Here is an 18,653-nt window from a genome sequence, read left to right on the forward strand (position 1 = left end):
CCTTCCATGCCCGAGGCCGTCATCGTCGACGCCGTACGCACGCCCATCGGCAAGCGCAACGGCTCCCTGGCCGCCGTACACGCGGCCGATCTGTCGGCACATGTGCTCACCGCACTGGTGGAACGCACCGGCGTGGACCCCGGCACCGTGGACGACGTGATGTGGGGCTGCGTGACCCAGGTCGGCGACCAGTCGAGCAACATCGCCCGGTTCGCCGCCCTCGCCGCGGGCTGGCCCGAGCATGTGCCGGGGGTGACGATCAACCGGGCCTGCGGCTCCAGCCAGCAGGCCGTCGACTCCGCCGCGCACGCCGTCATGGCCGGGCAGTACGACCTGGTGGTGGCCGGCGGCGTGGAGACCATGACCAGGGTCCCGCTCGGCTCGCACCGGACCACCGGCCAGCCGTACGGACCCGCCGTCCTGGCCCGCTACAACGGGTTCCAGTTCAGCCAGGGCGTCGGCGCCGAGCTGATCTCCGAGCAGTGGGGCCTCAGCCGCACCCGGCTCGACGAGTTCGCCTCCGAGTCGCACGCCAAGGCCGCCGCGGCGATCGACTCGGGCATCTTCGACGACCACATCGTGCCCATCGAGGTCGACGGCACCAAGTTCACCGTCGACGAGGGCCTGCGGCGCGGCACTTCGGTCGAGACCCTCGCCAAACTCAGGCCCTCGTTCAAGGACGACGGCGTGATCCACGCCGGGAACGCCTCCCAGATCTCCGACGGCGCCGCCGCGCTGCTCATCACAACTCCCGAACGGGCAAGGGAGTTGGGCCTCAAGCCGATCGCCCGCTACCACTCGGGCGCGGTCAGTGGCGCGGACCCGATCATGATGCTGACCGGGCCGATCCCGGCGACCGAGAAGGTGCTGCGCAGGTCCGGCCTGTCCATCGAGGACATCGGAGCCTTCGAGGTCAACGAGGCGTTCGCACCGGTCCCGTTGGCGTGGCTCGCCGAGACCGGTGCCGACCCCGAGCGGCTCAACCCGCTCGGCGGAGCGATCGCGGTCGGCCATCCGCTCGGCGGCTCCGGCGCCATCCTGATGACCCGGCTGCTCGCCCGGATGCGGCAGCGCAACCTGCGCTACGGCCTCCAGACGATGTGCGAAGGGGGCGGCACGGCCAACGCCACGATCCTCGAACTGCTCCCGTGACCTGCTGGACGCCCCCTGCACTCCTACGAGAGATTCACCAGGCGACCGGCAACTCGTAGATGCCGTAAGCCTGGGAGTCCTCCTTGAACTTCAACTCCGAGACGTCCACGGCGAGTCGGAGCGTCGGGATCCGGCGGAACAACGTGCTGAAGACGACGTGGAGTTCGATGCGCGCGAGCTGCTGGCCCACACACTGGTGCGGGCCCCAGCCGAACGCGTGGTGGTGGGCCGCGCTGCGGGTGAGGTCGACCTTCTCGGGGTCGGGGAACGCCTGCGGGTCCCAGTTGGCGGCCGGCAGCGACGCGATGACACCCTCGCCCGCGCGGATGACCTCACCGTCGATCTCGATGTCCTCCAGCACGGCCCGGCGCGCCAGCAGATGCGGGATGGTGAGGTAGCGCAGCAGCTCCTCGACCGTGCTCGTCACATACTTCGGATCGTCCGAGTGCGCACGCAGGCCCGCGAGTTGGTCCGGGTTCTCCAGCAGCAGCGCGGTGCCCAGCGTGATCATGTTGGCGCTGGTGTCGTGCCCGGCGACGAGCAGGATATGCCCCAAGGGGGCGGCTTCCTTCATGGAGAGGTCGCCCGCCTTGACGCGCGCGGCGAGGTCGGAGAGGACGTCCTCTCCGGGATCGTCCATCTTGCCCTCGATGAGCTTGGCGATGTAGCCGACCAGTGTGGCCGTGCTCTCCGCCGCCCTCTCCGGGGTCTTGAACCGCGCGTTGGTGACTCCCGCGTGCTCCTGGAAGAACTCGTGGTCGTCGTACGGCACCCCGAGCAGCGCGCAGATCATCAGTGACGGCAGAGGCAGGGACAGAACCTGGTTCAGGTCGACCGGCTGGGGACCGGCCAGCATCTTGTCGATCAGGTCGTCGGTGATCCGCTGGATCTCCGGGCGGATCTTCTCCATCCGGTGACGGGTGAACGAACTCGTCAACATCCGGCGCCACCGGGCGTGTTCGGCACCGTCGGTGTTGTTGATGGACAGCCGTACGTCGGCCGCGTGTGCCTTCATCGCCTCGGTTGTGTGCGGGTATCCGGGCGCGGCGATGTTGGCGCTCAGTCGCGGGTCCGTCAGCAGTTCGCGCTGGGCGGCGTGGGTCGTGACGACCCAGGGGGTGGTGCCGTCCCAGGTCTTGGCCCGGACGAGGGCCTTCCCCGTGTCGTGCAGCTTGAGCAGCCCCGGCGGCGGCGCGAACGGGCACTCGCCCGACCGCGGCGACGGGTACTCCGGCAGCTCTTCGGCGACGTCGGTTCCGGCCACGTTCTCGGTCATCGTTCTGGTGTCCTCTCGTCGGCCCATACCTCACCGAACGATACGTCGACCGATCGGTACAATCAATCTTTCGGCCACCTGTCCCGCTGTTCGCAATATGCATATCGACCGGACGGTCTATTTGAGAACAGTGCAGCTCAGCGAGGCTCCCGCGGCATCCCGAGCCCCCGCTCGGCGACCTGTGTCCGCAGCACCTCGTTCGCCCCGCCCGCGATCGTGTACGCGCGCGAGTACAGATGCGCGTCCTGCCACCAGCCGTCCGCCACGGCGTCCTCGTCGCCCTCGACCAGCAGTCCGTCCGTGCCCTGCAGGCCCAGGCCGAAGTCGACCAGGTCGTGGTTCAGCTCGCTGAAGAAGATTTTGCCGAGGAGGGCGTCGGCGGGCCGTTCCGTGTCGTGCAGCATCCGTGACTGCGCGAGAGCGATCACCGCGGCGTTCACCTGCACCCGTGCGGCCAACTCGCCGATCGCCTGCCGGGTCGCGGAATCGTCGAGCGCGGGCCCGCCGTCGACCGTCGTACGCGCGGCGAGACGCAGCAAGTCGTCCAGTACGGCGACCAGTTCGACACCGCGCGCGGCCACGCCGGAACGCTCGTGGCCGAGGCTGCTCATCGCCACCCGCCAGCCGTCGTCCACCCGGCCGATCACGTTCGCGGCCGGGATGCGGACACCGTCGAGGAACACCTCGTTGAAGTCGGTGGTCCCGGTGATCTCCCGCAACGGACGGATGTCGACGCCCGGGCTGCGCAGATCGAGGGCGAACGCCGTGATGCCCCTGTGCTTCGGGGCCTCGCGGTCGGTGCGCGCGAGCAGGTAACCCATGTCGGCGTGCTGGCCGTTGGTCGTCCACACCTTCTGGCCGTCCACGACGAACACCGCGTCGTCGCCGTCGCCCTCGCGAACCGCCCGCGTGCGCAGCGCCGCCAGGTCGCTGCCCGCCTCGGGCTCGCTGAAGAGCTGGCACCACACGTCCTCGCAGGAGCGGATACGGGGCAGGAAGCGCGCCCGCTGGTCGTCGGTGCCGAACTCCAGCAGTGCGGCGGAGGCCAGCGAGGCGGCGCCGATCGGCTGCCAGGTACGGGCGCGGGCGATCTCCTCGGCCACGACGGACGGTTCCAGCGGATGCGCGTCGGGACGGCCGCCGTACTCGGCCGGCCAGTCGATCCCGAGGAAGCCCGCCTGGTACAGCTTGGCGGTCCACTCCCGGATCGCCGGCATCAACTCCGGTTCCGGTGCGCGCACCCCCGCACGGTTCTTGATGCCCGGGGCGTGCTCCGCGACGAACGCGCGCACCTTCCTCCGGAACGCTTCGAGCTCGGGCGTGGACTCCAGTCGCATCGCTGTCGGCTCCCTGTTCTCGTGCCGCGGCCCGGAAATGAGGTCACTGTAACCGGGCCGATCACCCGGTTGCCAGTGCCTGTGACCCTAAAAAGTGGCCTCAACTTGGTTCCAGGTACCCGAACGGCACGCCTCCGGCCCAGGTGACGAATAGACTGGGGATCCGCAATATCCGCCTCAGAGGAGTTGGCCATGGCGACTGCCGTCGACCGCGAGCCCGCCGACGGCGAGACCGGTGTCCCGGTCGGCAAGCTGGCCGCGCAGACCGCCCGCCGTATCGAGGCGACCGTGATCCGCCAGGGCTGGCCGGTGGGCGAGTCGTTGGGCTCGGAGGTGGACCTGCGGGAGCGGCTCGGGGTGAGCCGCGCGGTGCTGCGCGAGGCGGTACGGCTCGTCGAGCACCACCAGGTGGCCAGGATGCGGCGCGGCCCGAACGGTGGCCTGATCGTCTGCGCACCCGACGCGGGACCGGCCACCCGCGCCATGGTGATCTACCTCGAATACGTCGGCACGAGCGTCACCGACCTGCTCCAGGCCCGCCTCCTGCTGGAGCCGATCGCCGCGGGACTGGCCGCCGAGCGCATCACCGAGGAGGGCATCGACACCCTCCGGACCACGCTCGATGCCGAACTCGACCACTGGGACGAACCAGGCGTCCACTCCCAGGACCCCCTGCACCCCGTGCTCGGCCAGTTGTCCGGCAACCCGGTGCTGCACCTGTTCGTCGACGTGCTCACCCGGCTCACCGCCCGCTACGCGCACACCTCCCGCCGTATCTCCAAGGCCGAGATGCACGCGGCGAAGGACACCTCGCACCGCGCGCACAAAGCCGTCGTCGACGCGGTGATCGCGGACGACGGAGCCCGCGCGCAGACGGAGCTGACCGCGCATCTGGAGTCGGTGGCAGGCTGGATCGAGAAGCACCGGGTGCGGCGCGGGCAGCGGATCGCGGGCAACGTCGTCGAGCCCGAACTGGTCGAGGGCCCGCGGGCCAAGCTCGCCGAGGTGGTCGCGGCGCGCATCCACGACGACATCGCCGCGCGCGGCTGGCAGACCGGCATGGTGCTCGGCTCGGAGGCCGACCTGCTGGCCCGCTACTCGATCAGCCGGGCCGTACTCCGGGAAGCCGTACGGCTGTTGGAGTACCACTCGGTGGCCCGGATGCGCCGCGGCCCCGGTGGTGGCCTGATCGTCACCGAGCCCGAGCCGCAGGCCAGCATCGACACCATGGCGCTGTTCCTGGAGTACCAGGGCGTCACGGCCGACGACCTGCGGATCGTGCGCAACGCCATCGAACTCGGCATCGTCGCCCGGGTCACCGCGAGAGTCGCGGAGGGCGACAAAGAGGTGACCGAACGGTTGGGCAAGGCCGTGCGCTGGAGCACGGAGGGTCCCGCCGACGACCCGCGCAAGGCCGACCTCTTCCACACCGAACTGGCCGCACTCTCCGACAACCCGGTGCTGTCGCTGTTCCTGTCCATCATTACCGAGCTGTTCCGCCGCCACGCCTCCGGCCATGACCGGCCGCTGCCCGGCGACACGGCGGCGGACGAGGTCCAGCACGTCCACCAGCGGATTCTCGACGCCATCGTCGAGGGTGACGCGGGGGTGGCCCGGCACCGGATGCGCCGCCACCTGGACGCGCTGATCCCTTGGTGGCACTGATTTCCTGACGCTCGACCGGCAACGCCCCTGTGTGGCCTTCGGGTTCACGGGGGCGTTCTGCTGCACCGGGCTGTGTCGGGCGAGGCTAATTAGGTATACTGAATAGGTCGAGCCGAAGGAGATCCGATGCGCCGGACCCTGTTCGAAGAGACCCATGAGGACTTTCGTCTGCTGGTCCGTGACTTCCTCGCCCGCGAGGTGGTCCCGTCGTACGAGGACTGGCGGCGCGCCGGACTCGTCCCCCGCGACCTGTTCACCGCACTGGGCAAGCTCGGCATCATCGGCACGTCGATCCCGGAGGAGTACGGCGGGGGCGGCCAGGACGACTACCGCTACAACGCGGTGATCCAGGAGGAGTGCGCCCGCGCCTGTGTCACGCTCGGCGGTCTGCGCACCCATCTCGACATCGTCGTCCCGTACTTCACCGGCCTGGCCAATGCCGAGCAACGGGCGCGCTGGCTCCCGGGGTTGGCCTCAGGCGAGCTGTATACCGCGATCGCGATGAGCGAGCCCGCCACCGGCTCCGACCTCGCCGGCATCACCACCCGCGCGGTCCGCGACGGCGACCACTTCGTACTCAACGGGGCCAAGACCTTCATCACCGGCGGCCACCACGCCGACCTCGTCATCGTGGTCGCCCGCACCGCTGTCGACCCGGAGAACAGGCGGTCCGGACTGTCCCTGCTCGTGGTCGAGAAGGGCATGCCCGGCTTCACCGTCGGGCGCAAGCTGGAGAAGATCGGGCTGGCCGTCCAGGACACCGTGGAACTCGCCTTCGACGACGTGCGCGTGCCCGCCGCCAACCTCCTCGGCGAGGAAGGCGCCGCCTTCACTCTCCTCGGCCGCAACCTCGCCCAGGAGCGCCTGGCCATCGCGGTCGGCGCGGTCGCCCAGGCCCGTACCGCCATCGACCTGACCGTCGCCTACGTCCGCGACCGGAACGTGTTCGGAAAGCCACTGGCCCAGTTCCAGAACACGAAGTTCGAACTCGCCGCCCTGGACGCCGAGTTGACGGCCGCGCAAGCTCTGCTCGACGCGGCGATCAGTGCGCTCGTCGCGGGCGAACTGGACCCCGTGGACGCGGCCCGGACCAAGCTGTTCTGCACCGAGACACAGGGGCGCGTGGTCGACCGCTGTCTCCAACTGCACGGCGGCTACGGCTACATCCTCGAATCCCCGATCGCCCGCCTGTACGCGGACGCCCGCGTGACCCGTATCTACGGCGGTACCAGCGAGGTCATGAAGCTCATCATCAGCAAGTCCCTGGGCCTTTGAAGACCGTGCAGACCATGAGGAGTTGGGTGTGAACATCGACGGTTCAGCGGCACTCGTCACCGGCGGCGCCTCCGGGCTCGGCCTCGCCACCGCGCGGCGCGTCATCGAACGCGGCGGACGTGTCGTCCTCGCCGACATCTCCGAGGAGCAGGGCGTCAAGGCGGTGGCCGACCTCGGCGAGGCCGCACGCTTCGTCCGTACCGACGTCACCGACGCGACCGAGGTGAGCGCCGCCCTCGACGCGGCGGAGCAATTCGGCACCCTGCGCGCCGTCGTGCACTGCGCCGGACGCGGCGGCGACCGCACCCGGATCATCGACCGCGACCGCAACCCCGGCGAACTCGACACCTTCGCCGAGGTCGTACGCGTCAACCTGATCGGCACCTACAACGTCCTGCGTCTCGCCGCCGTCCGCCTCGCCGGCAACGAGGTCGTCGACGGCGACCGGGGCGCCGTGGTGCTCACCGCGTCGGTCGCCGCGTTCGACGGCCAGATCGGGCAGACCTCCTACACCGCGGCCAAGGCCGGAGTCCACGGCATCACCCTCGTCGCCGCCCGCGATCTGGCCAGTTGGCAGATCCGCGTGAACACCATCGCCCCCGGCATCATGGACACCCCGATGCTCGGCCGTCTGCGCGCCGACATCCGCGACGGCCTCGCCGCCTCCGTCCCGCATCCCAAGCGACTCGGCGACCCGGACGACTTCGCCCGCCTCGCCGTGGAGATGCTGGAGAACCCGTATCTCAACGGCCAGACCGTCCGCCTCGACGGCGCCATCCGCATGGCCCCGCGATGACAGAGGACGAGACCGACGAGACCGACCAGCAGTTCCGCGCCCGCCTGCGGGCCTTCCTGACGGAGCAGCACCCGGGGCGCCGGCCCAAGGACCCCGTCGAGCGGGTCGCCTGGCAGAAGAAGTGGCTCGCCGCGCTCTACGACGCCGGTTACGCAGGCCCGAGTTGGCCGCGCGCGTACGGCGGCATGGACCTCTCCTTCGCACGCCAGGTCAGCTACCAGGAGGAGTACGCGCGCGCCCGCGTTCCCGGACCCCTGGGCACCGGACTGGGCATCGCCGCCCCCACCCTCATCAAATACGGCACGCCCGAGCAGAAGGAGCGCCACCTGCGCCCCATGCTGCGCGGCGACATGGTGTGGGCCCAGGGCTACTCCGAACCGGAAGCGGGCTCCGACCTCCCCGCGCTGCGTACGACGGCACGGCGCGAGGGCGCGGAGTACGTCGTCAACGGGCAGAAGGTGTGGAACAGTTCGGCCGACATCGCCGACATCGTCTTCACCCTCGTCCGCACCGGACCGCCCGACTCCCGCCAGGACGGCATCAGTTACCTCCTGATCGACGCACACGCCCCCGGAGTCACCGTACGACCGCTGCGCGACCTGACCGGCGACGCGCACTTCTGCGAGATCTTCTTCGACGACGTCCGCGTCCCGGTCGCCGACCGGATCGGTGAGGAGAACGGCGGCTGGCCGCTGGTGCGGACGAGCCTCGGGCACGAGCGGGCAGCAGGGGCGATGAACCAAGCAGCCCTGTACCGGCGGGTGTTGGACGAGTTGATCGAGCTCGCCCACGAGCGCGGGGCCACGGCCGACCCGATCGTCCGTGACCGCCTCGCCGACTTCGAGATCCGCGTACGCGTCATGAGGCTCACCGGCATGCGCACCATCGCCGACATCATCGCCAAGGGCGAGCCCGGGCCCGCCTCTTCGACGGCGAGGCTGTTCATCGTGGCCTTCGAGCAGGAGCTGCACGAGTTCGCGCTCGACCTGCTCGGACCGTACGGCATCCTCGACCGCCGCGACCCGCACGCCGTCCAACGCGGGCGCTGGGTATGGGGGTTCCTGCGCACCCGGGCCTCGTCGATCGGCGCGGGCACCGCCGAGATCCAGCGCAACACGATCGCCGAGCAGGTGCTCGGCCTGCCCCGTGACCCGGCGATGCCGACCGTGGAGAGGACCCGATGAAGGCCGCACGCTGCACGGAGTTCGGGCCGCCCGGTGGTCTCTCGGTCGTCGAGCTCGACGACCTCCGGCCCGGACCGGGCGAGGTACTGGTCCGCGTACACGCGGCGGCGGTGAACTTCCCGGACGTACTGATCGTGGCGGACCGCTACCAGGTGTCCGCGCCGCTGCCCTTCACGCCGGGCAGTGAATTCGCCGGTGTGGTCGCCGAGTTGGGCCCGGGCGTGTCCGGCCCGCCGGTCGGCTCACCCGTCGCCGGGGCGGTGCTCACCGGCGCGTTCGCCGAACAGGTCGTGGTGCCCGTCGCGAGCCTGCGCCAGGTGCCCGAGGGGCTCGACATGGTGCACGCCGCCGCGTTCCACGTCACGTACGCCACGGCCTACCACTCGCTCGTCACCGTGGGACAGGGTAGTGCGGGGGAGTGGGTGGCGGTGCTCGGCGCGGCCGGCGGGGTGGGCTCCGCCGCGGTCGACATCGCGACGCGGCTCGGTATGCGGGTGGTCGCCGCCGCGTCGAGCCAGGAGCGGCTGACGGTCGCCCGCAAGCTCGGAGCCGAGGCCGGTGTCGACTACGTCCACGAGGATCTCAAGCTCCGCACAAGGGAGTTGACCGGCGGCGAGGGCGTCCACCTCGTGATCGACCCGGTGGGCGGCGACCACGCGGAGGCCGCCCTGCGCGCGCTGCGCCGGGGCGGCCGGTTCGTCACGGTCGGGTACGCCGACGGGAAGATCCCGCGCATCCCCTTGAACCTGGTGCTGCTCAAGGACCTGGTCGTGCGGGGCTTCGAGATCCGTACGGTGCGGCAGTACGCCCCGGATGCCGTGGCGGCCGCCGACCGCGCCCTCGCCGGGATGGTCCGGGACGGGATGCGCCCGCTCGTCTCCCGGGTCCATGCCCTCGCCGAGGTGGCGACTGCCCTGACCGATGTCGCCGAGCGCAGGACCACCGGCAAGGTGGTCCTGGACCTCACCTCGTAGCAATGGCCGTCAGAACGTGGGGAGTTGAGGACGCTTGCGGACATAGCCGCCGGCGTCCACCCGCATCTGCATCCCCGTGACGTAGCGGGACTCGTCGGAGACCAGGAAGAGCACCATGTCGGCGACGTCCTCCGGCTCGACGTACGGGATGTCCATACCGGTCGTCGCGGGGAACGACACCAGGGCGTCCTCGCGGGTCGGGTTCTCGAGGTCCGGCCGGAACGAGCGATACATGATGTCGCTGTTGAGCATGTCCGTGTTGACGTTGGTGGGGTGCAGGCCGTTGACCCGGATCCTCCGCGACAGCAGCACTGTGGCCAAGTCGTGCACGAACGCGGCCACTTGGCGCTTGGCGAAGGAGTAACCGAGACCGCCGGGACCGTTGGACGGGCTGTCGACGGTCGCCGGGGTCAGAGCCGCGATGGAACCGGTCGCCACGATCGAGGCGCCGTCCGGCAGATGGGGCAGGGCGGCCTCGACGGCGTGCACGACGCCGTTGAAGTCGACGGTGACGGCGTCGATGAACGCCTGGACGCCCTGCTGGGGACCCAGCGGGGCGATACCGGCCTGCGCCACCACGGCGTCGAGCCGCCCGAGTTCGGCCACCCCGTCGGCCACGGCCGCCTTGAGAGCAGCCGGATCCCGTACGTCCGCCTTGCGCGCCACGATGCGCCGGCCGAGCTTCTCGACCTGGCGCACGGTCTCGTCCAGGTCGTCCTGAGTGGCCAGCGCATACGCGTTGGTGGCGATGTCCTCGCACAGGTCGACGGCGATGATGTCGGCGCCCTCCGCGGCCAGCCGGAGCGCGTGGGCGCGGCCCTGTCCACGCGCCGCCCCGGTGATGAACACGACCTTGTCCTGTACTCGGCCCATCCTGGGGCTCCTTCCGCCGGAGATAAAAGAGTAGCCTGAATACTGTTCGATGGTGCTGTTCGTGATCCATGATCGGTATCAAGTCCCCTGACCGCTGGCCGGTTTCCGTTCAGTGGGACCTGAACAGTGCACACAATTCGGCCGGTGCTAGAGAGTCCATGAGATTCGAGGGAGCACATCGATGCCATTGCAGCCGTGGATGAAGTTGCTGTCGACCGACGACCACCTGATCGAGCCGCCGCGCCTGTGGACGGACCGCCTGCCGGCGAAGTACCGCGACGTCGGACCGCGGATCGTGGAACAGGCGCGCGGAGAGGGCCAGGCCCCGGCCGAGGTGTGGAACTACGAGGGCCGCATCTACCCCTACATCGGCCTGAACGCCGTCGCGGGCAAGTCGCCCGAGGAGTTCGGCCTCGAACCCACCCGCTACGACGAGATGATCCCGGGCTGTTACGACCCGAAGGCCCGGCTGCGCGACATGGACCTGGACGGCGTGTGGGGCGCGCTGTGCTTCCCGTCGTTCCCGCGCTTCGCCGGCACGATCTTCCTGGACGGCGAGGACCGCCGACTCGCCCTGCTGTGCGTCCAGGCGTGGAACGACTTCGTGCTCGACGAGTGGTGCGCCACCGCCCCCGGCCGGCTCATCCCGCTGGTCATCCTGCCGCTGTGGGACGTCGACGCCTGCGCCGCCGAGATCAGGCGTACGGCGGCCAAGGGCGCCAAGGCGATCTCGTTCCCGGAGAACCCGGTCCCGCTGGGCCTGCCGTCGTTCCACACCGACCACTGGGACCCGGTGTTCACGGCGGCCGTGGAGACCGACATGCCGCTGTGCCTGCACTTCGGCACCTCGGGCGCGGCCCCCAAGACGGCTCCGGAGGCGCCCTTCGCGGTGACGATCACCCTGTTCGCCACCAACTCGATGTACGCGGCTGCCGACCTGCTGTTCTCCCCGGTGCTCCACAACCACCCGCGGCTGAAGATCGGCCTGTCCGAGGGCGGGATCGGCTGGATCCCGTATCTGCTGGAGCGCGCCGACGGCACCTGGGAGCGGCACCGCTTCTACCAGAACGTCAACCAGACCGTGCGGCCCTCGGAGCTGTTCCACAAGCACTTCCACGGCTGCTTCATCGACGACCGGTTCGGTGTGGAGGTACGCCACCACATCGGCGTCGACAAGATCACCTGGGAGTGCGACTACCCGCACTCGGACTCGTACTGGCCCAAGAGCCGCGCCTACGCGGCCGAGGTCCTCGCCGACGTACCGGACGACGAGGTGCACAAGATCGTGGAGCTGAACACCCGCCGTCTCTACAACCTCCCCGCATGAGCGGGCGCCCGCAGTCCGAGCGCTCCGACTGGACCGACCTCGACCTGCTGACCCGCGACGAGGCGTACGGCCGCCTCCAGGAGGAGATCGCTTTGACCGACCGACGTCTCGCCGAACTCGGCGCGGACGACCAGGCTGAGCGCGAGCTCCTCGACACCCGGCTGCGCGCCCTGCGCGAGGCTGCCGAGGACCTGAATGTCCGCTGAGCCAAAGGGAGTTGGCATGGGACGTGTGGAAGGCAAGGTGGCGCTCGTCACGGGAGCGGCCCGCGGTCAGGGGCGCTCGCATGCGGTGCGGCTGGCGGAGGAGGGGGCCGATGTGGTCGTCACCGACGTGTGCCACGACATCAGCGACGAGCTGCCCTACCCTCTGGCGTCCAAGGAACAGCTAGAAGAGACCGCCGAGTTGGTGCGGGCGACCGGCCGTCGATGTGTCGCCGTGCAGGCCGATGTGCGCTCGGTGGGGGAGATGCGGGTCGCCGTCGACGCGGCGCGGGAGGAGTTCGGGCGGCTCGACACGCTCGTGGCCAACGCGGGGGTGATGAGCATCGGCGCGGCCTGGGAACTCTCCGAGGAGGCCTGGGACGTCGTCATGGACGTCAACCTCAAGGGCCCCTGGAACGCCGTGCGGGCCGCGATCCCCTGGATGATCGAGGCCGGACAGGGCGGCTCCGTCATCATCACCAGCTCGGCCGCCGGCATCCGCGGTCATGTGCCGTACGCCCACTACGTGGCGAGCAAGCACGGAGTGGTCGGCCTGATGAAGGCGCTGTCCAACGAACTCGCCCCGCACCGCATCCGGGTGAACACCGTGCACCCCACCGGCGTCAGCGACACCGGCATCACCGTCGGCGTCCCGATCGAGGAACTCGCCGAGCGGGAACCACTGTTCGCGCTCGCCGCGATGAACCCCCTCGCTCCCTACGTCGAGCCGCGCGATGTGTCGAACGCCGTCCTGTTCCTCGCGTCGGACGAGGCGCGCTATGTCACCGGCCTCCAGTTCACCGTCGACGCGGGCTCGACGAACAAGCCGTAGAACGGAGTTGTGGATGAAGATCACGATCGACTCCTCGCTGTGCTCCGGGCACGCGAGGTGTGCGGCGGCGGCGCCGGAGGTGTTCCGGCTCGACGACGACGGCTACGCGCTGCCCTACGAGGGCGAGGTGCCACCGGAACTCGAACAGGCGGCCAGGGACGGGGAGTCGGCCTGCCCTGAGCGGGCCATCACCGTCGAGCGCTGACACGGAACAGCCCCACGGTCGTGGACCGTGGGGCTGTTCCGCTGCCTGCTCGGCTCAGCCGGCGGGCTGCGGCGGCGGGGTGAAGTGGTGGCCCCAGAACGCGCCGTCGGTGATCTCGTAGACGGGCACCGGCTCCGGCACCTTCAGGCCGTTCCAGCCGAACTCGACGGCGTAGTTCTCCGGCGACCAGACGTAGAAGGACACCATGTGGTCGTTGGTGTGCTTGCCGAGTGAGTGCATCATCGGGACTTCGAGCTTGCCGGCCCGGTCCAGGGCGCGGCCGACGTCGTCCAGCGTGTTCCCCTCGACCATGAAGTGCAGCAGCCGCCCTGGGCCCGGCGCCGGGGTGACGCCCAGGGTGTGGTGGCGGGGGTTGCAGCCCATGAACCACGTCGTGCCGCCCGGTGAGCGCATCGTGTTGCGCTCGATGAAGCCGAGGACGTTGACGTAGAAGTCGAACGTGCCCCGCGCGTCCTCGGCGGAGACGATCGCGTGCCCGAAGCCCATGTCGCCGGTCAGGAAGCCCGAGACCAGCGGCGTGTGCACCGGTACGTGGTCGAGGATCGCGCCGTAGAACAGCTCGACCGGGTTGCCGCCCGGGTCGTTGAACTTGACGAAGCCGGTGACCCTGCGTTCCGCGGCCTCGTCCTCGGTGCCGGCGGTCACCTTGATGCCGGTCTTCTCGACGTCGGCGACCAACCGGGCCAACTCCCGCTCGTCGATGACCTCGAAGCCCAGGGCGGTCATCCCGCTCTGCGACCCGGGGGAGACGACGATACGGGCCGGATAGTCGTCCATCCGGTAGTACAGGGATTCCGGGTCGCCGCCCTCAACTGGCATCAGGCCGAGGAAATCCGCCCCGAACACCTTCCATTTCTCGATGTCGCTGGACTCCAGCCGTACATACCCGAGTGAGCGCACACCCATCAGGCTCTCCCATCAACGTCGTCAAGTCCTGGCAGCCCGACGCTAATCAGCCCGGCGGACAAGGGGACGTCCCGGTCCCACTGATCGGGAAGAGTGCGACACCCGGTCGGGACGCGGTGGCACGGTGACTGTCGCCTGTCACCCCGCGACCGGAGGCCACGCACCGCCATGACACTCACCGCTGAGGACACCCTGCGCGAACTGCACACCGACGAGGGCACGTTGCGCTACCACGAAGTGGGCGACGGGCCGCCCCTGCTTCTGCTGCACGGCTCCGGTCCGGGTGTGACCGGCTGGCGCAACTACCGGGGAAATCTCCCCGTGTTCGCGAAGCACTTCCGCTGTCTCGCCCTGGAATTCCCGGGGTTCGGGGTCAGCGACCCCACCGACGAGAACCCGATGATGGCGGCCCCGAAGGCCGTGCTGCGTTTCCTCGACGGCCTCGGCCTCGAGCGCGTCGACGTCATCGGGAACTCCATGGGCGGCTTCGTCGCCGCCGGACTCGCCGTAGCCCACAAGGACTTGTTCCGCAGGGTCGTCACCATCGGCGGCGTGGGCCGCAACATCCTCTCGCCGGGCCCCAGCGAAGGCCTCAACCTGCTGGTCGAGTTCGCCGAGAACCCGACCCGGGAGAACCTGGTCCAGTGGCTGCGGTCGATGGTCCACGACGCGTCCCTCCTCACCGAGGAACTCATCGAGGAGCGCTGGACGACCGCCACCGAGCCCGCGACCCTGGAGGCCTCCCGGCGGATCTACGGCCGGCAGGCCATGGCCGCGATGCAGGCCGCGCAGGCCCACTCCGACCAGCCCATCTGGGCCGCCCTCCACAAGATCACCGCGCCCACGCTGCTGACTTGGGGCCGCGACGACCGGGTCACACCGCTCGAGAGCGCGCTCATCCCGATGCGTACGATTCCCCAAGCGGAACTGCATGTGCTGCCCGACTGCGGCCACTGGGCCATGATCGAGCAGAAGGAGGCCTGGGAGAGCGTGGTCCTGGCCTTCCTGACCCGCCCCGAGGCGACCTGAGCGTCGGCGGGAGGACCGGACGACATGGGGGGCGACGTGGCGAGACCCGCTGAGGGACGGCAACCGGCGGCCCCGATGTCGAGCGGCCAGGCCGCGCGCCGGGTCCGCATCCTCCGCGCCGCCTCCGAACTCGGCGCCCGCGAGGGGCTCGCCAGCGTGCAGATGCACGACGTGGCCAAGGAGGCCGGCGTCGCCATCGCCACCCTGTACCGCTACTTCCCGTCCAAGCCGTACCTGTTCATGGCGGTCCTGGAGTGGCACATCGAGCAGTTCCTCGGCGGTCAGACGACCGTCGCCGAGGAGGGCACGGACGCCGCCGCCGAGATCGCGGAGCTGCTCATCACGCTCAGCGTGAAGCTGCTGGACAGCCCCCTGCTCGCCTCGGCGGTGGCACTGTCGTCGTTCACCGAGTACACGAGGATCGTCCCGGCCCGCATGGACCTCGTCGACAGCGCCCTGGGACAGGCCATCCTGCGCCTGCTCTGCGCCGGCGTCCGCGAGGCCTCCGAGACCGACCGCAGCAGGGCACGCCTGCTCATCTACGGCTGGTGGGGGCTGTTCGTGGCCATGCTCACCGAGGAGCTCTCCACCGCGGAGGCGGAGACCAACATGCGCCTGGCCGCACGGCTGCTCCTCACGCCGTAGTCGCCGTGGTCGCCGCGGTCGCAGGGATTGTCGAGGTCGCCGGGGTCGCCGCGAAAATGTGAAGCAATTCTTACGTCCCCCTGGCCGCGGGGTCATCTCCCGTATTCCGTAGGTAGCTTGGTTCCCGTCGGCGGCAGCCCGTTCCTCTTGCCGCCGACTCCCAGCGGAATCAAGAACAGGAAGTTCGGCATGCGGAAAATCGGGTTTGTCGGCGTGGCTCTCGTTGCCCTTTCCTTCACGCTCACGGCGTGCGGCGGGTCCGACAACAGCGACTCCACCTCGAAAGCGGCGCCCTCCATGTCGGCCTCGAAGGCGGCGATGAAGTCGGCCGACAAGTCGGGAATGTTCGCGGGGCTCAACGGCAAGAAGGTGACCGGCTCCGCGCAGGTGAGCGGCTCGGGCGTCACGCTCTCCGGCTTCGCGTCCGACGAGGGCCCGGACCTGCATGTCTACCTCACGAACGGCACGGATGAAGCCGCCGTTTCCGCAGGCAAGCAGCTCGGTGCCGTCAAGTTCGACAAGGCGTCCCAGATGTTCGAACTCAACGGCGTCGACGCGTCCATGTACAGCAACGTGGTCATCCACTGCGACAAGGCGAAGGCGGTATTCGGCGCCGCGAAACTGTCATGAAGTCGTCTAATTCACGCCCGACTCTGATCGCGGCGGCCCTCGCCGGCGCGATCAGAGTCACCCTCGGTGTCCTGTGGCTCCATGAAGGAACGTTGAAATACCGGGCGCATTTCGGGGCTGCGGACATCCTGCTGGTGGCGAACAGCGCGAAGTCGAACAGTAGGGTTCCGGGTTACTTCAAGAGTTTCGCGGATTTCGCACTCGCGGGCTGGCCGCATTTCTTCGGCTTCGCGATGCCCCTGCTGGAGACATTGCTGGGAGTCGCCCTCGTCCTGGGGGTGTTCTCCCTGCCCGCCTCTTTCATGTCGGCATTCACCTTGCTGACGTACTGGAGCGCGGACCAGCTCATCACCGAATATCCGATCATGGTCGCCCTCTCGACGGTGGTCATCGCCTGGCCGCTTTTGGCCTCACATTTCTCCGTGACGACTCTCGCGGAAAGGTCCGTGGGCCGAAGGCGTCCGGACGTGGTGGTGTTCCGGGAGCCGTTCCGTCGCTGGCTCTGACGCGCGTCAGTCCGTGCCGCCCGCGATGTCCAGCACCGCCAGGTACGAGAACGCGACACTCGAACCGATGGGAGCCCCCGCGCCCGGGTACACGCGTCCCGTCATCGCGGCCGCGGTGTTGCCCGCCGCGTAGAGCCCCTCGATCGGCGAGCCGTCCGGGCGCAGCACCCGCGCGTGCTCGTCGATCTTCAGGCCGCCCTTGGTGCCGATGTCCGCGGGGAGGATGGTCGCGACGTAGTACGGCGGGGTGTCGAGCGGGGGGAGCAGCGGGTTGGGCGAGTCGCTCATGGGCGGCGGTGCCGGGTAGTTCAGCTCGGGCAGGGCGGGGAAACCCAGGACGTACTGAGCCATCTGGTCCCAGGGTGTCTCGCCACGATGGAACTTCTCGTCGACGCCGGTCCGCGCGTAGCCGTTGAACTCCTCGATGGTCGCGCGCAGGGCTTCCAGCGGTACGTCGATCAGCTTTGCCAACTCCTCAAGGGTGTCGGCCTTCTTCAGCGCACCCGACTCGAACCACTCGGGGCGGACCGGCTGGTCGTAGGGGCCGCCGAAGCTGTCCCGGTCGAGCTGGCGCTGGTCGATGATCCAGTGGGCGGGGATGTGCGAGACGCCTGTGGTGGTGTGCAGGCGGACGATCTCGCGGCCCGCCTGGTCGTAGGGGCGGGTCTCGTTGACGAAGCGTTCGCCCGCCGCGTTGACCCAGATTCCGCCCCGGGTGCCCGTGTGGAAGAGCGGAAGGCCGTCCGGCCACACGAGTCCGGGCGTGAACCAGGCCGCGTCGAGCAGGTCGGTGGCGGCGCCGACCGCGATGCCTGCCTGGAGTGCGTCGCCCGTGTTGCCCGGGGCGCCGTGGGTCCACTCGCTGCCGCGCTCCGGAATCGGCTGGTACTTCTCGCGCAGCTCGCGGTTGCGCTCGAAGCCGCCGGCCGCGAGGATCACCCCGCCCGTGGCGCGGAACGTGACCTGTTCGCCGTCGCTCACCGCCTCCACGCCGACGACCCTGCCGTCCTCGACGACGAGGCCCTCCAACGCGGTGTTGAGGCGGAGCGAGCCGTGGCCCGTCTCCAGGAACGCCGCCAACGTCCTGCCGATCAGCGCGCGGCCCCCGCCGAGGACCGGGCCTTCGTCATGGCCCCACCGCTGGGTGGGCAGGCAGGCGCGGACCAGCGGGGCGTGTTCTCCGAGTTCGGCGACGGTGACCTGCGGCGGGAAAATCGTGTGCCCGGTCGGGGACGAGCCGGTGACCGACGGATAGTAGTCCGGCACCGGGAGATGCACGAACGACTGGAACCACGGATTCTTCTCCAGCTCGTCGATCAACTCCACGCCGGCCCGCAGATAGGCATCCTGGAGCGGCTCGCGTGATGCGTCGTCGACGGTGCTGCGCAGATAGGTCCTCGCGTCCTCGACACTGTCGTCGAGCCCGGCCCGCCGCATGGGCGCGGAACCGGGGTACCACAGACCGGAACCGGAGTAGGCGGTGGTGCCGCCCACCCGGTCCGTCTTCTCGATGACGAGCGTCCGCAGCCCGCGTGACGCTGCCAGGTAGGCACCGACCAGACCCCCGCCCGACCCGACCACGATCACGTCGTAGACGTCCTCGTTGCTGGTCATCCTGACCTCCTCAGGTGTGCTGACGCTTCTCGACGGCCGAGCGCGGCTCAACGCCACAACCTCTCGCAATGTGCCGGCGACGGTATCGAGCCAACTGCGCGGCTCCGCCCCGGTATCTCGCTGAGCGAGACGGTTCGTCCATGCCCGAGTCCACCCCGGATCCAGTCCCGGTGAGCGGAACGCGCGTGACCGTGATCGGGCGG

General features: G+C 69.5%; 19 protein-coding genes. 14 read left to right on the plus strand and 5 right to left on the minus strand.

Annotated elements, in window-relative coordinates:
- The first annotated feature begins 6 nt into the window (after positions 1 to 6).
- The gene (locus tag OG223_RS49060; protein WP_329263853.1) at positions 7 to 1,152 is read left to right on the plus strand and encodes a thiolase family protein; all 1,146 of its coding nucleotides are present in this window, start codon (positions 7 to 9) and stop codon (positions 1,150 to 1,152) included.
- 34 nt (positions 1,153 to 1,186) lie between these two features.
- On the opposite strand, the gene OG223_RS49065 is transcribed toward OG223_RS49060, so the two are convergent.
- Positions 1,187 to 2,428: a cytochrome P450 gene (locus tag OG223_RS49065; protein ID WP_329263855.1), complete on the minus strand. Its 1,242-nt coding sequence runs from the start codon at positions 2,426 to 2,428 to the stop codon at positions 1,187 to 1,189.
- 137 nt (positions 2,429 to 2,565) lie between these two features.
- Positions 2,566 to 3,765, minus strand: a complete 1,200-nt coding sequence (locus OG223_RS49070; protein WP_329263856.1) for an acyl-CoA dehydrogenase family protein — start codon at positions 3,763 to 3,765, stop codon at positions 2,566 to 2,568.
- A gap of 192 nt (positions 3,766 to 3,957) precedes the next feature.
- Between OG223_RS49070 and OG223_RS49075 the strand changes: the two genes are divergently transcribed.
- From OG223_RS49075 to OG223_RS49095, 5 genes are all read left to right on the plus strand, one after another.
- Positions 3,958 to 5,430, plus strand: a complete 1,473-nt coding sequence (locus OG223_RS49075; RefSeq protein WP_329263858.1) for a FadR/GntR family transcriptional regulator — start codon at positions 3,958 to 3,960, stop codon at positions 5,428 to 5,430.
- Between the two features lie 126 nt (positions 5,431 to 5,556).
- Positions 5,557 to 6,705, plus strand: coding sequence for an acyl-CoA dehydrogenase family protein (locus OG223_RS49080; protein WP_329263859.1), 1,149 nt, complete (start codon positions 5,557 to 5,559; stop codon positions 6,703 to 6,705).
- 28 nt (positions 6,706 to 6,733) lie between these two features.
- A complete protein-coding gene (locus OG223_RS49085) occupies positions 6,734 to 7,501 on the plus strand; it encodes an SDR family NAD(P)-dependent oxidoreductase (protein WP_329263861.1) in 768 nt (255 codons plus the stop codon).
- On the plus strand, positions 7,498 to 8,685 hold the full coding sequence (locus OG223_RS49090) for an acyl-CoA dehydrogenase family protein (RefSeq protein ID WP_329263863.1): 1,188 nt from the start codon (positions 7,498 to 7,500) through the stop codon (positions 8,683 to 8,685). Before OG223_RS49085 ends, OG223_RS49090 begins: the two co-directional genes overlap by 4 nt.
- Positions 8,682 to 9,659 (plus strand): NADPH:quinone oxidoreductase family protein, encoded by a 978-nt coding sequence (locus OG223_RS49095; RefSeq protein WP_329263865.1) that lies wholly within the window; start codon positions 8,682 to 8,684, stop codon positions 9,657 to 9,659. Before OG223_RS49090 ends, OG223_RS49095 begins: the two co-directional genes overlap by 4 nt.
- Positions 9,660 to 9,668: 9 nt before the next feature.
- Here the strand turns inward: OG223_RS49095 and OG223_RS49100 are convergent, their stop codons facing one another.
- Positions 9,669 to 10,532 carry a mycofactocin-coupled SDR family oxidoreductase gene (locus OG223_RS49100; protein WP_329263867.1) on the minus strand — a complete coding sequence of 288 codons (864 nt, stop codon included), beginning with the start codon at positions 10,530 to 10,532 and terminating at the stop codon, positions 9,669 to 9,671.
- A gap of 181 nt (positions 10,533 to 10,713) precedes the next feature.
- Here OG223_RS49100 and OG223_RS49105 point away from each other — a divergent pair, with 181 nt between their 5' ends.
- Genes OG223_RS49105 through OG223_RS49120 form a run of 4 tightly spaced genes read left to right on the plus strand, consistent with a single transcriptional unit; the run spans position 10,714 to position 13,099 of the window.
- On the plus strand, positions 10,714 to 11,859 hold the full coding sequence (locus tag OG223_RS49105) for an amidohydrolase family protein (protein WP_329263869.1): 1,146 nt from the start codon (positions 10,714 to 10,716) through the stop codon (positions 11,857 to 11,859).
- Positions 11,856 to 12,065 carry a hypothetical protein gene (locus tag OG223_RS49110; RefSeq protein WP_329263871.1) on the plus strand — a complete coding sequence of 70 codons (210 nt, stop codon included), beginning with the start codon at positions 11,856 to 11,858 and terminating at the stop codon, positions 12,063 to 12,065. The genes OG223_RS49105 and OG223_RS49110 overlap by 4 nt, the downstream gene beginning before the upstream one ends.
- Positions 12,066 to 12,081: 16 nt before the next feature.
- Entirely contained in the window at positions 12,082 to 12,894 is an 813-nt protein-coding gene (locus OG223_RS49115; protein ID WP_329263873.1) for a mycofactocin-coupled SDR family oxidoreductase, read from the plus strand.
- A gap of 13 nt (positions 12,895 to 12,907) precedes the next feature.
- Positions 12,908 to 13,099 carry a ferredoxin gene (locus OG223_RS49120; RefSeq protein ID WP_329263875.1) on the plus strand — a complete coding sequence of 64 codons (192 nt, stop codon included), beginning with the start codon at positions 12,908 to 12,910 and terminating at the stop codon, positions 13,097 to 13,099.
- A gap of 54 nt (positions 13,100 to 13,153) precedes the next feature.
- Here the strand turns inward: OG223_RS49120 and OG223_RS49125 are convergent, their stop codons facing one another.
- Positions 13,154 to 14,026, minus strand: a complete 873-nt coding sequence (locus tag OG223_RS49125) for a VOC family protein (RefSeq protein WP_329263877.1) — start codon at positions 14,024 to 14,026, stop codon at positions 13,154 to 13,156.
- A gap of 168 nt (positions 14,027 to 14,194) precedes the next feature.
- Here OG223_RS49125 and OG223_RS49130 point away from each other — a divergent pair, with 168 nt between their 5' ends.
- The 4 genes from OG223_RS49130 (at position 14,195) to OG223_RS49145 (ending at position 16,836) form a co-directional block, all read left to right on the plus strand.
- Positions 14,195 to 15,055, plus strand: coding sequence for an alpha/beta fold hydrolase (locus tag OG223_RS49130; protein ID WP_329263878.1), 861 nt, complete (start codon positions 14,195 to 14,197; stop codon positions 15,053 to 15,055).
- A 36-nt stretch (positions 15,056 to 15,091) separates the two neighbouring features.
- A complete protein-coding gene (locus tag OG223_RS49135; RefSeq protein WP_329263880.1) occupies positions 15,092 to 15,700 on the plus strand; it encodes a TetR/AcrR family transcriptional regulator in 609 nt (202 codons plus the stop codon).
- A 117-nt stretch (positions 15,701 to 15,817) separates the two neighbouring features.
- A complete protein-coding gene (locus tag OG223_RS49140; protein WP_329263882.1) occupies positions 15,818 to 16,330 on the plus strand; it encodes a DM13 domain-containing protein in 513 nt (170 codons plus the stop codon).
- Entirely contained in the window at positions 16,327 to 16,836 is a 510-nt protein-coding gene (locus tag OG223_RS49145) for a hypothetical protein (protein WP_329263884.1), read from the plus strand. Before OG223_RS49140 ends, OG223_RS49145 begins: the two co-directional genes overlap by 4 nt.
- A 6-nt stretch (positions 16,837 to 16,842) precedes the next feature.
- Here the strand turns inward: OG223_RS49145 and OG223_RS49150 are convergent, their stop codons facing one another.
- Entirely contained in the window at positions 16,843 to 18,450 is a 1,608-nt protein-coding gene (locus OG223_RS49150; RefSeq protein WP_329263885.1) for an FAD-dependent oxidoreductase, read from the minus strand.
- Positions 18,451 to 18,653: the final 203 nt, after the last annotated feature.

This window comes from Streptomyces sp. NBC_01478, assembly GCF_036227225.1.
In the GTDB taxonomy this organism is placed as follows: domain Bacteria; phylum Actinomycetota; class Actinomycetes; order Streptomycetales; family Streptomycetaceae; genus Streptomyces.